The organism is Variovorax sp. Soil_C_12 (genome assembly GCF_057657375.1).
Genome location: NZ_JBDGIO010000027.1, coordinates 1 through 13,859, shown reverse-complemented (window position 1 = coordinate 13,859; position 13,859 = coordinate 1). Strand labels below are relative to the sequence as shown.

Annotated in this window: 13 protein-coding genes; 8 read left to right on the top strand and 5 right to left on the bottom strand. The window is 69.0% G+C overall.

The window, feature by feature from the left end; translation table 11 throughout:
• Nucleotides 1-59: 59 nt before the first annotated feature.
• The gene (gene gph, locus AC3A6X_RS35250; protein WP_487846514.1) at nt 60-764 is read right to left on the bottom strand and encodes a phosphoglycolate phosphatase; all 705 of its coding nucleotides are present in this window, start codon (nt 762-764) and stop codon (nt 60-62) included.
• A gap of 100 nt (nt 765-864) precedes the next feature.
• Here gph and AC3A6X_RS35245 point away from each other — a divergent pair, with 100 nt between their 5' ends.
• Together AC3A6X_RS35245 and AC3A6X_RS35240 are read left to right on the top strand one after the other, a co-directional pair.
• Nucleotides 865-1,206: an autoinducer binding domain-containing protein gene (locus tag AC3A6X_RS35245; protein ID WP_487846513.1), complete on the top strand. Its 342-nt coding sequence runs from the start codon at nt 865-867 to the stop codon at nt 1,204-1,206.
• Between the two features lie 201 nt (nt 1,207-1,407).
• Nucleotides 1,408-3,426, top strand: a complete 2,019-nt coding sequence (locus tag AC3A6X_RS35240) for a hypothetical protein (protein ID WP_487846512.1) — start codon at nt 1,408-1,410, stop codon at nt 3,424-3,426.
• 52 nt (nt 3,427-3,478) lie between these two features.
• On the opposite strand, the gene AC3A6X_RS35235 is transcribed toward AC3A6X_RS35240, so the two are convergent.
• Complete coding sequence (locus tag AC3A6X_RS35235) at nt 3,479-4,159, bottom strand: LuxR C-terminal-related transcriptional regulator (RefSeq protein WP_309907471.1); 681 nt, start codon at nt 4,157-4,159, stop codon at nt 3,479-3,481.
• Between the two features lie 256 nt (nt 4,160-4,415).
• Here AC3A6X_RS35235 and AC3A6X_RS35230 point away from each other — a divergent pair, with 256 nt between their 5' ends.
• Both AC3A6X_RS35230 and AC3A6X_RS35225 read left to right on the top strand, forming a co-directional pair.
• Nucleotides 4,416-5,738 carry a DotU family type IV/VI secretion system protein gene (locus tag AC3A6X_RS35230; protein WP_487846511.1) on the top strand — a complete coding sequence of 441 codons (1,323 nt, stop codon included), beginning with the start codon at nt 4,416-4,418 and terminating at the stop codon, nt 5,736-5,738.
• A 20-nt stretch (nt 5,739-5,758) separates the two neighbouring features.
• On the top strand, nt 5,759-6,835 hold the full coding sequence (locus tag AC3A6X_RS35225; RefSeq protein WP_487846510.1) for a type VI secretion system protein: 1,077 nt from the start codon (nt 5,759-5,761) through the stop codon (nt 6,833-6,835).
• A 13-nt stretch (nt 6,836-6,848) separates the two neighbouring features.
• Here the strand turns inward: AC3A6X_RS35225 and tssJ are convergent, their stop codons facing one another.
• Nucleotides 6,849-7,376, bottom strand: coding sequence for a type VI secretion system lipoprotein TssJ (gene tssJ / locus AC3A6X_RS35220; protein ID WP_487846509.1), 528 nt, complete (start codon nt 7,374-7,376; stop codon nt 6,849-6,851).
• Between the two features lie 71 nt (nt 7,377-7,447).
• On the opposite strand from tssJ, the gene tssA reads away from it, so the two are divergent.
• The 4 genes from tssA to AC3A6X_RS35200 all read left to right on the top strand — a co-directional run bounded on the left by tssA (nt 7,448) and on the right by AC3A6X_RS35200 (nt 11,208).
• Nucleotides 7,448-8,482 (top strand): type VI secretion system protein TssA, encoded by a 1,035-nt coding sequence (tssA, locus tag AC3A6X_RS35215; protein WP_487846508.1) that lies wholly within the window; start codon nt 7,448-7,450, stop codon nt 8,480-8,482.
• 49 nt (nt 8,483-8,531) lie between these two features.
• Nucleotides 8,532-9,050 (top strand): type VI secretion system contractile sheath small subunit, encoded by a 519-nt coding sequence (tssB, locus tag AC3A6X_RS35210; protein WP_309958963.1) that lies wholly within the window; start codon nt 8,532-8,534, stop codon nt 9,048-9,050.
• Nucleotides 9,051-9,084: 34 nt separating this feature from the next.
• A complete protein-coding gene (gene tssC / locus AC3A6X_RS35205) occupies nt 9,085-10,584 on the top strand; it encodes a type VI secretion system contractile sheath large subunit (RefSeq protein WP_309958966.1) in 1,500 nt (499 codons plus the stop codon).
• A 138-nt stretch (nt 10,585-10,722) separates the two neighbouring features.
• Nucleotides 10,723-11,208, top strand: coding sequence for an Hcp family type VI secretion system effector (locus AC3A6X_RS35200; RefSeq protein WP_487846507.1), 486 nt, complete (start codon nt 10,723-10,725; stop codon nt 11,206-11,208).
• A 71-nt stretch (nt 11,209-11,279) separates the two neighbouring features.
• Here AC3A6X_RS35200 and AC3A6X_RS35195 read toward each other — a convergent pair whose 3' ends face one another.
• Complete coding sequence (locus AC3A6X_RS35195) at nt 11,280-12,050, bottom strand: PP2C family protein-serine/threonine phosphatase (protein ID WP_487846506.1); 771 nt, start codon at nt 12,048-12,050, stop codon at nt 11,280-11,282.
• 30 nt (nt 12,051-12,080) lie between these two features.
• Nucleotides 12,081-13,688 (bottom strand): type VI secretion system-associated FHA domain protein TagH, encoded by a 1,608-nt coding sequence (gene tagH / locus AC3A6X_RS35190; protein ID WP_487846505.1) that lies wholly within the window; start codon nt 13,686-13,688, stop codon nt 12,081-12,083.
• Between the last annotated feature and the right edge of the window lie 171 nt (nt 13,689-13,859).

The window sequence follows — 13,859 nt, the reverse complement described above, 5'->3', positions numbered from 1 at the left end:
ACGGAGACCGGCGGGCAGGTAGATACATTACTTTTCATCAATTTGACTGTCAACTATCGTCAACCCGACCCGAGCAGGCCATCGAGCTCGGCCAGCGAATCGACGAAGCCGTCGGCGTCCACCTCGCGCACCGGCTGGCCGTGGTTGTAGCCATAGCTCACCAGCACCACCGGGCAGCCGGCGGCGCGCGCGGCCTGCGCGTCGTTGCTCGAATCGCCGACCATCAACGTGCGGGCGGGCGCACTGCCCAGCGCCTCGCAGGTCTTCAGGAGCGGCAGCGGGTCGGGCTTCTTGCGCTCGAAGGCCTCGCCGCCGAACAGATGCTCGAAGTAGCCGTCGAGGCCCTTGGCCGCCAGCAGCGGGCGCGCGAAGGCGATGGGCTTGTTCGTCAGGCAGGCGAGGCGCAGGCCCCGCGCACGCAACGCGGCCAGCCCTTCGACGACGCCGGCGTAGATCGGCGCATGCTGGCCGTTGATGGCGAGGTAGTGGTGCACATAGCGCCCCCAGGCCTGGTCGAACAATGCGCCGTCCGCATCGCGCCCCTCGCGCACGCGATGCAGCACTGAGCGGATGAGGTGCTCCGAGCCCTTGCCCACCATCGTGCCGATGACATCGCGCGTGATCGCGGGCAGGGCCAGTTCTCCCAGCATGTGGTTGAGCGCGACCTCGAAGTCGCCGAGCGTGTCGACCATCGTGCCATCGAGATCGACGATGGCTGCCTCGAGCCGTGGACGGCGTAGGGCCGCAAGGTTGGGGGAATGCAAACTAGATCTCCAAAATGGTGATTAATTCTGCCCCGGGAGCATTGACGAACGACGCTGACTGGCAAACTCTTTGCGTCCGGAGGTCGTCGCGAGGCGCATTATGAAAAACTGGCAAGAAGATTTGCTGCGCATCGTCGCTGTCGCGCCCAGCGAGCAGGAGATCTTTGACGAAATCATTGCTGCCGCGCGCGGGCTGGGCTTCGAATACTGCGCCTATGGAATCCGGTTCCCGTTCCCACTGTCGAACCCCCGAGTTCTGACCCTGTTCGACTACCCCAGCGCATGGGCCGAGCGCTACCATGAAGCTGGCTACGTCGCCACCGATCCGACGGTCCAGCATGGCCGACGCAGCCAGACGCCCGTGGTCTGGAGCGATGAGCTGTTCGCGTCCACACCGCAGCTATGGGCAGAGGCGCAAGCCTGCGGAATACGCGTCGGCTGAGCGCGATCTGCGAGGCGCAGGCGCCGGTCATGTCGCCGACGCGATCGTCAGGGGGCACTACAACCTGATGAATTGTCGCGTCGGGTCAGCCGCGCCCCGCCTGGAGGCCTAATCTGCCAGCCGCAAACGAAACAAGGGGCTCCTCCACCGGCCCGCAGCTTTCAGCGGCGAACGAGGTGGCTTCTTTCTGATTGTGGTTCCATGTCACTGTCCACGATGATCGGGGCACCGCACTCCCCCTCGCTTCCTCCGGCGCGCGAATTCGGCGCCTCTCTCGATGCGGCGGCGCCGCCCGCGCCCCCGGAACGTTCCGAATCAGGCCGGGTGCTCACGGTCGCCGCGCTCCCTTTTCACAATCGCACGGGCCGGGATGCACTGGTATGGGTCGAGTTCGGCCTGGCGGCGCTCCTGAACCGAGAGCTCGGCACGCAGCCAGGGCTTTCCGTGCAGCCCCTCGTCGACGTGGTCACCGCGCTCAAGGCAGGCGGCGACAGGCCTGCGGGCAACCGCGCCATCGAGCAGGTGCGCGCCATCGGCGCCCGGACCGTGATCGCGGTTCAGGTTCATTCTTGCGAAAACGGCTTCGAGCTGCGCTGGCAGTTGCATGGCGAGATGCGGCTCGACGACGCCACCCCGCTGCTCGGCAACGACCTGACGGAGCTGACCATCGCACTCGGCCGGAGGCTGTCTTCCGCACGCGCCAGCAAGGCGCCGGCGCGCATCCCCATCGACGGCTTCGCGAAAGAGGCATTCACCCGCGCCATGCACGCAGCCCGGGAGCAGCGCTATCAGATGGCGCAGGACTACCTGCAGGTATGCGTCGCTTCAGAGCCGCATGCGTTCGAAATGGACGTGGAGCACGTCGAAAGCCTGGCCGCGATCGAACACCCGGAAACCCCGTCGAAGGCACAGCACCTGCTGGGGCGCGCCGCCGCGTCGGCCGACGTCGCCACGCAGGCGCGCGTATTGCGCGCACTCGCCGCCTACTACCGCGCGCTCGAAAAAAACGAGCTCGCCCGGACCCTCATCCACCAGGCCCTGACGCTGCTCGAATCGAACGGCGACGATGCCCTCAAGGCGGCGGTGCTGCTGGAGCGCTGCGAGCTGGCGATCGCGGAACGCGAGTTCGAACTCGCGCAAAGCATCGGCAGGCGCGTGCTCGCCGTGGCGCAAGGTGGCAACCATGATCGCCTCACGGCGCAATGCCTGCGGCAGGAAGGCGTCATCGCACACCTGCGCGGCCAGGCAGCACCCGCGCTCGAGAGCTTGCACCGCGCAGCGCAGCTCAGCCGCAACCCGCTCCCGCAGCATGCAGACCTCGCGCGCACCCTGCACCGGATCGCGATCATCTACCGCGATGCCGGGCGCATGCACGATGCGACTGTGGCCATCGACGAAGCCGTGGACTGCGCGAGGCTGGCCGGCACACCGGTGCGACATGCGCTCACGCTCGCGTTGCAGCTGATGGTGCATAGCCACGCGGGCAAGCAGGCGGCCGCGAAAAGGGCGCAGGCCACGCTCGCATCGCCGTCGATGCAGCAGTCCCGGGCCGGCCGGTTCCTGTCGCAGCTGACCGACGCCTGGCTGTACTGGCGCAGCGCCCGGATCGGCGAAGCGCCGCAGCGCATGGAGCGGGTGCGCGAGCTCGGGCGTGAGGCGCGGCATCTCTGGCTCAGTGTTGCGATCCCCCTGAACACGGGCCTCGCCATCGCCGGCGCCCACTACGACCTGGCGCGCGAGCTGATCGCCGAGATCGCAGCCAACCGGCGCTTCTACGAAGGCACTTGCCTGTACGGCTTCGCCGAGTTCTTCAGCGCCGCGCTGGCCCATGCGCGCGTTGACCGGCAGCAGGCCTGGCGGATGCTTCGCGAAACGATGGCGGTCTCTTCGGTCGGCATCGTTCGCTCCAACGCCTGCCTGGCGGCTGCCTGGCTCGCCTGCGAAGATCGCGCGCTTCACGAGGTGCAGGGTTGGCTCGACCAAGTGCCCGCGTGGGCAGCCGAACATCCGAACGGCATCATGGCGCTGGCGCGCTATCGTTTCGAGCAAGGGGACTGGGCCGCGGCGGTGGAGCTTCAGGCGCGCTACGTGGACGGCTGGCCGGCCGACGAGGTCACCTTGTTCCAGCGGCATCTTCTGCACGTCTATCGCGAGGCCCTGTGCACGGGCCGGGCCGTCGCGATTCCCCGCTTGCCGCACCTGCTGACCTTGCGCTTCTGATACAGCGCCCGCCGGCAACGGCAGTGCAGTGGCCGCCGCAAAAAAGCGAGGCTCAGGCCTCGGTCAGCGACTGCGCCGCGACCACCGCCTCCGTGCGGTTGCGCACGTTGAGCGCACGGAAGATGGCGGCCAGATGGATCTTGACGGTGCCCTCGCTGATGCCGAGCGCGCGCCCGATCAGCTTGTTGGGCTTGCCTTGCGACAGCAGTTGCAGCACCTCGACCTGGCGCTCGGTGAGCACCGTGCGCAGGTGATCGAGGGTTTGCGCCGTGGCAGCGGAAGACGCACGCTGCGCGGCCTCGCCGGCACCGGGCGGCACGCCTGCCACCACGCCCGGCGGCACCGCCGACAGCAGCATCGGCGGCACGTAGACGCCGCCCGCCAGCACCAGCCGCACGGCCGACAGCATGACCTCGGGCGAGTAGGCCTTGGGAATGAAGCCCAGCACACCGCGCTCCAGCGCGCTGCGCATGATGGCCGGGTCCTCGTAGCCCGAGAGCACGATGACCGGCACGGCCGGATGGCGGCGCCGGATCTCGTCCACATGGGCCTGGCCCTCGGCACCGGGCATGTTGAGATCGATCACGGCCAAATCGATGTCGTCGGAGGCGCCGGCGAGCAGTTCGTCGACGCTCATCGCCAGAACGAACTCGATGCCCGGCTCGATCTCCGACAGCTTGGCCTTGACCGCCTCGATGACGAGCCTGTGGTCATCGGCGATCAGGATTTTCATGGCAGGCCTTAAAAGATTAAGCGTGGTACACGCAGTCAACTCGACAAGTAACACGAAAGATAAAACGGATCGCCAGACACGGCAAGGCTCGCCGGCTCCACGAACGACATAGTCCCCAAGCGGTATGGCCGCCCCCCAGGGGCGTTGAAAGAATGAATCCAAGATCCACCGCTTCAACAGGGACATAGGCATGTGCCATCGAGACAGGCGCAAACCCAGGGCTCCCGTTGCCACCGAAGAATAGCGCGAGCGCTTCATGGCTCGCCTGTTCGACTGCTTCAGCACGCTGTTCACCTTCGGCCTCGAGCTCGATGCCGCCATCGCGGCCGGCCGGGCCGCCCCCGCGCCCGAAGCCGCGCAGCAACGCGCGCTCCAGCTGCTCGACCAGGCCCGTGACGCGGCCCGGGCGGCAGGCAGCTCGGCGGCGCACATCGAATCGGCGTCCTTCGCGGTCGTCGCCTGGCTCGACGAGGTGATCGCGCGCCACCCGGCAAGGCCCACCGGTGCAACGCCGCTGCAGGTGCGGCTCTTCAATTCCAACAACGCGCACAGCGAGTTCTTCCATCACCTGTCGGCCCTGCAGCCGGACGACGGCGAGGTGCGCGAGATCTACTGGCACGCGCTGGCCCACGGCTTCAAGGGCCAGTACTACTTCGAGCGCGGCGACGACGGCGAGCTCGGCAAGCTCAAGGAGCTGCACGGGCGGCAGCTGCCCGTGCGCCCGCTGGCGCTCAATGCGCTGGCCGAGGAGCGCATCACGCCGCAGCCCTACAGCATGGCCGATCCGCCGGGCCCGCGCGTGCCGGAGCGGCGCGAGCGCGCGCTGCTGCGCACCGCCGGCGCGATGGCGCTGCTCATTCCGCTGGCCTACCTGCTGTGGTCCATGCTGGGCGCGCGCGCGCCGTCGCCCACGCTGGCCCAGCGCGTCGAACAGCGGCTGCAGGCTTTCGCCTGCGCAGACCTGGCTGTCGCGGCGAGCGATGACGGCACGGCACGCGTCAGCGGCTTCGTCCCGACCGCGGAGGACATGGCCCGCGTCGAGCGCGAGGTGCGCGCCGTGCCTGGCGTGGAAGCGGCGAACTTCGCGCTGCGGCTGCGCATCTGGCCCCATTGCGAGGTGGTGGCCATCCTCAAGCCCTACCAGGCGCGCAACCAGGAGAAGCGGTATCAACTGAAGGTCGCCGCGTTCACCGCGCGCGAGGGCCGGCTGCGCGAAGGCGACACGGTGGTGGTGCGCGTCACCAATGCGGACCACGAAGGCTACCTGCGGGTCGACTACTACACGGCCGACGGCGCCGTCATGCACCTGCATGCGAACCGCGGCCCGCAGCCGATGCGCCCGGGCGAGGCCCTCGAACTGGGCCGCGACATTCCCTCGAGCTGGCTGGTGAGCCCGCCCTTCGGCACGGTACTGATCACCGCCCTGTCGTCGACCACGCCGCTGGCCGACGCCGGCGACACCCCGCCTTTCGAGCTGGCCTCGGCCTATCTGCAGCGCCTGCGCGAATCGCTGGCCACCAGCGAGGCGGCGGGCCGGCCGATCGCCGACTTCGTGTTCCTCGAAACCGTCTCGCGCTGAGCCGCGCACGCCGGAACCGCATGAACGTCCTGTACCCGCTGCCCGCCCACTACGGCGCCTTGCTGGCACTGTGCCTCGCCGGGCTGCTCGCGTTGTGGTGGTTCATGCTGGGTTCGCGCTACTTCGCGCGGCGGCGCTTGCTGCGCCGGCGCATCGAGGCGCTGGCCACGCCCTCGGAACACGGGGAGCCCGCGCAGCCCGCCCCCTTCGCCGAGCCCCGCGCCGCGGTCGCGCGTGCGCGCGAGCGGCTGCTGCGCTCGCCGTCGCTGCGCGCGCTGCATCAGCCGCTCTACGACCTGCCCTGGCTGCTGTTCATCGGCGACGAGGACGCCGGCGTGCCTGCGCTGATGGCCGCGGCGGCGCACGAAGACGTGGAGGAAGCCGAGGGCGAGGACTTCTGGCGCTGGCGCTTCCTGCCGTCGATGGTCGCCATCGAGGCCCGTCCTGCCGCGGTGCATGAGCCCGCCACGCCGCGCGAGCGCAGCCTCTGGTACCAGGCCCTGCTGGCGCTGGCCGATCAGCGCGAGCGCCTGCCGCTCAACGGCATCGTGGTCTGCGTGAGCGCGGCCCGCCTGCTGGGCGATGCGCAGGCGCTCGCCGCCGATGCGGCACGCCTGCGCCGGCGCGTCGACGAGGCGGCGGAGCTCCTGCGGCTGCAGCTGCCGGTCTATCTGCTCGTGACCGGCCTGGAGCGGCTGGCGGGCTACGAGGTGCTGCGCGAGGCCCTGCCCCCTGCGGCGCGCGCCCAAGTTTTGGGCCATCGCCTGCCCGACACCTCGGCCGCCGCCGCCCGCCCCGATGCGTTATTCGAGCCCCTGGCGCTGCGGCTGCATGCCCTGCGCATGGGCCTGCTGCGCGGCCAGCCGGAGGCGGCGCACCGCCTGGCGATCCATGCTTTCGTCGAACAGGTGCGCGCCCTGCAGCCCGGCCTGCGCGCCTTCGCGCAGCAGCTTTTCGAGCCCACGCGCGGTGGCCACGCGGTCGCGCGCTGGCGCGGCCTCTATCTCGTGGCGGCCCCTGAGGAGAGCGCCCAGTCCGCCTTCGTCACCGACCTGTTCCAGCGCTTTCTGCCAACCGACCAGCCGCTGGCCCGATGACCGAGGGGACGCGCTACTTGGTTTCGATGCGAATTTGACGCGCGCCGAAGGTGGTGGTCAGCACCAGCGCCTTGCCGGGCTCGACCACCTTCACCTCGCGCCAGCGCGCGCGATCCAGGTCGCGGTAGGCTGCCATCACGCCGATGGCCTTGATGTCGGCGGCCAGCGTCATCTCGAGCTTCTTGCTGTCGCCGGGGCGCAGCAGCATCTCCTCGCGCTGCACCATCTCCGCGCCCAGCGTGGCCTGGTCCTTCTCGAAGAGCGAGAAGAAGTCGGCCGACTCGAAGGCGCCGCTGGTCTTGAGCGCATAGACGCGCACCGTGAGCGGCGAGGCCCGGCCGCGCGCATCGGGATTGGCATCGGCGCCGGCGACCAGCGTCATTGCCACGGGCGTGGTGATCGGCTTGGGCGGCGGTGGCGGGCTCGAACACCCGGCGACCCCGACGAGCCACAGCAGGATGCCGAGCCTGGCAAACCGCTGCCGATCCCCCGCATTCGAGAGTCGTCCATAGGGCGAACGGCGTGTACCGGGCTCATTCATGCTATTTCCTTCGTTGCATTGACCCGTGCAAGGGCATCTTTGATTATCGACAGTCAATTCGAACAGGCAACATGCTGACACCTGAACTCGTCGATGCCCTGCAGGCTCCCGTCAGCGAAGCCTCGCCCTGCGGCGACGATCTGGAGTACGACCCGGCCTTCACCGCGCTGGAGGCGGCTGCGCAGGGCAAGCCCGAGCAGCAGTTCGGCGACACGGTGATCCCCGCCGTCGAGCCGGAGTGGCGCGCCGTGGCCCAGGAGGCCCAAGCCGTGCTCGGACGCACCAAAGACGCCCGGGCAGCCGTGCTGCTGCTGCGCGCCGCCACGCGCACCCAGGGCGTGGCCGGTTTCGCCATGGGCCTGCGCCTGCTCACGGCCCTGCTCGACCGCTACTGGGAAGGCATACATCCAAAGCTGGATGCCGAAGACGACAACGACCCCACCATGCGCCTCAACGCGCTGGCCCCGCTGACCGACGAAGGCATGGTGCTGCGCGACCTGTACGACGCCAGCATCGGCACGGCGCGCGGCATCGGTGCGATCCGCGTGCGCGACATCGCGATCGCGCACAACGCGCTGGCCCCGACCGGCGCCGAGGCCGGTTACACCGCGGCGCAGGTCCAGGGCGGGCTGGAGAGCATCCATGCCGAGGCGCCCGAGCTGTTGCAGACGCTGGTGGAAGCGCCCGCGCTGGTCGCGAAGCTGCAGTCGCTGATCGTGGAACGCACCGGCCGCGCCGATTCGATCGACCTGGCACCGCTGCGTGCGATCGCCAACGTGCTCGGCAAGGCCGCCGCCGCGGTGGCGCCGCCGCCGCAGTCGGACGAGGCCGGCGCCGAAGCAGCGGATGGCGCGGAACCGGGCACCACCGGCAGCGCACGCGCCGCCGCGCCGGGTGAGATCCGCACCCGGCAGGACGCGCTGCAGACCCTCGACCGCGTCATCCACTACCTCCAGCAGGCCGAGCCGGGCAATCCCGCGCCCCTGCTGATCGCCCGCGCGAAGAAGCTCATCGGCGTGAGCTTCTTCGAAATCATGGCCGATCTGGCGCCCAATGCGCTGGACACCATCGAGACCGTGACCGGCAAGCAGCAGGTCACCGAATAGGGCCTGCGTCGCGCGGCCCCTCCATTTACCCCTCGCAAGGAGCACGTCCATGTCCAAGAGCAGCCAGAAATTCATCGCCCGCAACCGGGCGCCACGGGTCCAGATCGAGTACGACGTGGAGCTGTACGGCGCGGAGAAGAAGGTCCAGCTGCCTTTCGTGATGGGCGTGCTGGCCGACCTGTCGGGCAAGCCGGCCGATCCGCTGGCGCCGGTGGGCGACCGCAAGTTCCTGGAGTTCGACGTCGACAACTTCGACACCCGCATGAAGGCCATGAAGCCGCGCGCCGCCTTCTCGGTGCCCAACACGCTGACCGGCGAGGGCGAGCTCAAGGTCGACATCACCTTCGAGAACATGGACGACTTCTCGCCCGCCGCGGTGGCCCGCAAGGTCGATGCGCTCAACAAGCTGCTCGAGGCGCGCAACCAGCTGTCGAACCTGGTGACCTACATGGACGGCAAGGGCGGGGCCGAGGAGCTGCTGGCCAAGGTGCTGGACAACCCCGAGCTGCTCAAGACGCTGGCCGCCAGCAAGAAGCCGGAGGAAGGCACCGGCACCCCGGCCGCCTGAAGCCCACCCCATTCGAACACGAGGAGAAAGCACCATGGCCACCGAAGCACTCGACCAGCAGAGCGCACTGAAGGACGTCGCATACGAAGGGAGCGACTTCGCGTCGCTGCTGCAGAAGGAATTCAAGCCCCGCAGCGACGAAGCCAAGAGCGCGGTCGAAGCCGCCGTCCTCACGCTGGCGCAACAGGCGCTGGCCAACACGCAGATCATCGGCAAGGACGTGACGAAGTCCATCCAGGCCATGATCGCCGCGATCGACAGCAAGCTGACCGAGCAGGTCAACAAGATCCTGCACAACGAGGAGTTCCAGCAGCTCGAGAGCGCATGGCGCGGCCTGCACTACATGGTGAACAACACCGAGACCGACGAGCAGCTCAAGATCCGGGTGATGGACATCTCGAAGAAGGAGCTGCACAAGACCCTGAAGAAGTTCAAGGGCGCGGCCTGGGACCAGAGCCCCATGTTCAAGAAGGTCTACGAACAGGAGTACGGCCAGTTCGGCGGCGAGCCCTTCGGCGCGATCGTCGGCGACTACCACTTCGACCAGAGCCCGCCCGACGTGGAGCTCCTGGGCGAGATGGCCAAGATCGCGGCCTCGGCGCATGCGCCCTTCATCACCGGCGCCAGCTCGAACCTGATGCAGATGGAGTCGTGGCAGGAACTCGCGAACCCGCGCGACCTGACCAAGATCTTCTCCACGCCCGAGTACGCCGGCTGGCGCAGCCTGCGCGAATCCGACGACTCCAAGTACATCGGCCTGTGCATGCCGCGCTTCCTCGCGCGCACGCCCTACGGCGCCAAGACCAATCCGGTGGAGGAGTTCGACTTCGAAGAAGACGTCTCCGGCGCCGACCACAGCAAGTACAGCTGGGCCAACGCGGCCTATGCGATGGCCACCAACATCAACCGCTCGTACAAGCTCTACGGCTGGGGCTCGCGCATCCGCGGCATCGAGTCCGGCGGCGCCGTGGAGAACCTGCCCCTGCACACCTTCCCGAGCGACGACGGCGGCGTCGACCAGAAGTGCCCGACCGAGATCGCCATCAGCGACCGGCGCGAGGCCGAGCTGTCGAAGGCCGGGCTGCTGTCGCTGATCCACCGCAAGAACTCCGACTTCGCCGCCTTCATCGGCGCCCAGTCGCTGCACAAGCCGGCCGAGTACGACGACCCGGACGCCACCGCCAACGCCAACCTCGCGGCGCGCCTGCCTTACCTCTTCGCCTGCAACCGCTTCGCGCACTACCTGAAGTGCATCGTGCGCGACAAGGTCGGCAGCTTCAAGGAGAAGGCCGACATGGAGCGCTGGCTCAACAAGTGGATCACCAACTACGTCGACGGCGACCCGTCCACCTCGTCGGAGGAAACCAAGGCCCGCAAGCCGCTGGCCGCGGCCGAGGTGGTGGTCGAGGAGGTGGAAGGCAATCCGGGCTACTACAGCTCCAAGTTCTTCCTGCGCCCGCACTACCAGCTCGAAGGGCTCACCGTGTCGCTCCGGCTGGTGTCGAGGCTGCCGTCCGCCAAGGGCGGGAAATAAGTCCGCAAGGTCTTTGAAAAAAGGCGCATCGAAGTCGTTCTCCAGGCAGCCCCCCTCCCGGCCCGCCGGTCACGGCAGCCGAAGGGGAGCCCGGATTCCCCAACCACTCACCCACGTCCCAACTGAAAGGCGCACATCATGGCTGTAGACATGTTCATCAAGATCGGTCCCGTCGACGGCGAGTCGGTCGATGCCAAGCACAAGAAAGACATCGACGTCCTGGCCTGGAGCTGGGGTGCGTCGCAAAGCGGCACCACGCATGTCGGCTCCGGCGGCGGCGCCGGCAAGGTGAGCGTCCAGGACCTGTCCTTCACCAAGTACGTCGACGCGGCCTCCCACGCGCTGCTGCTGGCCTGCTGCAAGGGCACGCACTACGACAAGGCCGTGCTGGTGGTGCGCAAGGCCGGTGACGACCCGTTGGAGTACATCAAGATCACGATGGAAGACCTGATCGTCACCAGCATCAGCACCGGCGGCAGCGGCGGCGAGGACCGCCTGACCGAGAACGTCACCCTCAACTTCGCCAAGGTGAAGTTCGAGTACGACCCGCAGACCAAGAAGGGCGGCGGTGAAGGTGTGAAGACCGCGGCCTGGAACATCTCCGAAAACGTCGCCTACGGCTGACCCTCCGAGGCGGGCCGGTTGGCCGGGACATCCGGACGCAGAACACGTCCGGATGTCCGCGTTCAGCAACCTCAACTCTCGGGCATCGGCCGCGTCGTCTCGTCGTCCGCATGCGCCCAGAGGGCCAGGGCGGTGTAGTTGTCCTGGCCCGGCTTGGCCAACGCCCTGATGTGCGCGTCCAGCTGCTCGACCCACTGGGTCGGCGTCGGCGAGGCCTGCAGCGTCTCCCGCAGGACCTCGTCGCCCAGCGGCTCCCAGACGCCGTCGCTGCACAGCAGCAGCACATCGCCCTCGGCCAGCGGCATGGGCGCGGACACGGTGATCTCCGGCGGCTCCTCCATCGAGCCCAGCGCCGACAGCAGCATGTTGCGCTGCGGATGAAGGCGCGCGCCTTCCTCGTCGATCATGCCGCCGGCCACCATCTGCTGCACCAGGCTGTGATCGGTGGTGCGCGCCACCAGCGCACCGCCCCGAAACAGGTAGGCGCGGCTGTCGCCGCTGTGGGCCCAGGCGATCAGGTGCTCGTGCAGGTCGATGGCGGCCAGCACCACGGTCGAGCGCATGTCGGCCAGCTTGCCGCCCTCGGCCTGGCGCGCCACGATGTCGAAGTTGGCACGCGCGACCAGGCCACGCAGCAAGTCCGCATCGAGCCCGGGACAGGCCGCGAAACCGTCCAGCACGCTGCCGCGGGCGATGGCGGCCGCAACGTCGCCACCGCCATGGCCGCCCGCGCCGTCGGCCACCAGGCAGGCAACGAAACGGCCGTCGTTCCATTGCCCGAAGACATCCTCGTTGTAGCGCCGGCTGCCTTGCCTCGACAGGGTGATGATCTCGATTTCCACGGGCCCTCCTCTTCTTGCTTCTTTTCCTGATCAATTGCGGCCGGACTTCAGGCGCGCCATCTGCGCCTCGTAGGCCTCGAGAAAGGCCTTGCCGAACAGGGCGTGGAAATCGTCCTCCGCCTCGCTCGCGATGCCGCCGTAGAGCGCGATGAACTGATCCCACAGCTTGGCCTTGCGGTTGGCGGCGAACAGGCTGTCGAGCGCCGACCTGGCGGCGATCTTCTTCTCCAGCTCCGCGGGCGCGAAGCGCTCGATGACCTGTGCCAGGGCCGCGCGCATGCCGACCATGACGCCGAACTGGTGCGAGCGCAGGTCGTCGAAGGCATCGCGCATCGCGGCCTCGGCCGGCATGAAGCCGCGCATGCCAGGGCCGAGCAGGTGCGCCAGCGCGACTTCGGCCGTGGGCGAGAACTTGAGCGGGTTGTTGGCCTGGGCCGCGATCATCGTGACTTCGGCGCGCAGCTCGCGCTTGAACTCCTGGCGCGTGAGCAGCAGCTGCAGCGTGCCCTCGGTGGCCGAGCGCAGCAGCACGCCGATGCGTTCCATGAGCTCCGGCGTCAGCTGCTGCGGTGCCTGGTGCGTGCTGCCGAGGCCGCGCAGAAAAGCAGCCAGCAACGCATCGGGCGGGGCCGTCGGCGTTGCGGCGGGAGGCGCCGCTTGCGCCACGGGCGTCGCGGCGGGCGTCACAGCGGAAGGTGCGGCTTGCGCCGCGGGCGCGGCCCGGATCGCCTCGCCGGTCATGTCGTCGAAGCGCGGGGCGACTGGAGGCGGAGGCGCCACCTCGCGCGGCGGCGTGTACGCGAACTGGCCGACCGGAAGATGGTCGCTGCGCGGCTTCGCCGCCGGCGCCGCCGTGCCCTGCAGCGCGGCCAGCGGATCGGCCGCCGAGGCAGTGTTGGGCTGGCGCAGGGGGTCGCCGAGCGGCGAGCTGGCCAGCGGATCGCCGCCGCCGGCACCACCGATGCCGAAGAGCTCGTCGATCCCCGAGCCCTTGGGGGAGGACGACAGGCCGAGGTCCGAGAAGTCGTCCAGCGGCAGGCCGCGCGCAGGTGCGGCCGCCCCGCCCGATGCGGGCGCGGAGGGCGCGAGCAGGTCCGCGAAGGGATCGTCCGCCGACGCGGCGGGCGCCCGCCCGGCGCCGAGCGGATCGGGGAAAGGACCGGCCGGTGCCGGCGCCTGCATCGCCGCCGGTGCGGCCGCGGGCGCCACAGGCCCGAGCCCGGCCAGCAGGTCGGCGAAGGGATCGTCGTCGGTGGGCAGCACAGCCTGCGCTGGGGCATGCGCATGCGCCGGTGAAGGTGCCGCTGCAGCCGGCGCATGCTGCGAGGACAGCATCTCCACCACGAGCTCGAAGCCGCCGATCACCAGCCGGTCGCCCTGCGACAGCGCGGCCTCGTGGCCCGCGCCCAGCGGGTGCCCGTTGCACAACATCGGGTTGCTGCCGCGGTCCACGATGAAGAAGCGGCCATCGCGGCACAGCACCTGCGCATGCACGCGCGAGACGGTGCGGTCCGGGTCGTCGAGCACCAATGCGTTGGTGGGCGCGCGCCCGATGGTCCCGCCATCGGCGCCGAACTGCGCGGCCAGCTTGCGCGGCGCGGGCGCGCCCTGATGGGAAATGACGGCAATGCGAATCACGAAACGACTCCCTCTAGGGCCTGTTGACACATGAATCACCCCCGCGCCGGGGCGGCAAGGGGCGCAGGGCTAGGCGCGGGCCGCAGCCCAGGCTTGGCCGCCTGGGCAAGGACCGCAACGACGCCCTGCGCCCCTTGCCGCCCCGGCCCTTCGGGTGGGGCCCCAGAGAGG

What these genes read in the sequence shown, in the direction of transcription:
- AC3A6X_RS35245 (WP_487846513.1), top strand. Translation starts at nt 865, where the DNA reads ATGAAAAACTGGCAAGAAGATTTGCTGCGCATCGTCGCTGTCGCGCCC.
- AC3A6X_RS35240 (WP_487846512.1), top strand. Translation starts at nt 1,408, where the DNA reads ATGTCACTGTCCACGATGATCGGGGCACCGCACTCCCCCTCGCTTCCT.
- AC3A6X_RS35235 (WP_309907471.1), bottom strand. Translation starts at nt 4,159, where the DNA reads ATGAAAATCCTGATCGCCGATGACCACAGGCTCGTCATCGAGGCGGTC.
- AC3A6X_RS35230 (WP_487846511.1), top strand. Translation starts at nt 4,416, where the DNA reads ATGGCTCGCCTGTTCGACTGCTTCAGCACGCTGTTCACCTTCGGCCTC.
- AC3A6X_RS35225 (WP_487846510.1), top strand. Translation starts at nt 5,759, where the DNA reads ATGAACGTCCTGTACCCGCTGCCCGCCCACTACGGCGCCTTGCTGGCA.
- tssJ (WP_487846509.1), bottom strand. Translation starts at nt 7,376, where the DNA reads ATGAATGAGCCCGGTACACGCCGTTCGCCCTATGGACGACTCTCGAAT.
- tssA (WP_487846508.1), top strand. Translation starts at nt 7,448, where the DNA reads ATGCTGACACCTGAACTCGTCGATGCCCTGCAGGCTCCCGTCAGCGAA.
- tssB (WP_309958963.1), top strand. Translation starts at nt 8,532, where the DNA reads ATGTCCAAGAGCAGCCAGAAATTCATCGCCCGCAACCGGGCGCCACGG.
- tssC (WP_309958966.1), top strand. Translation starts at nt 9,085, where the DNA reads ATGGCCACCGAAGCACTCGACCAGCAGAGCGCACTGAAGGACGTCGCA.
- AC3A6X_RS35200 (WP_487846507.1), top strand. Translation starts at nt 10,723, where the DNA reads ATGGCTGTAGACATGTTCATCAAGATCGGTCCCGTCGACGGCGAGTCG.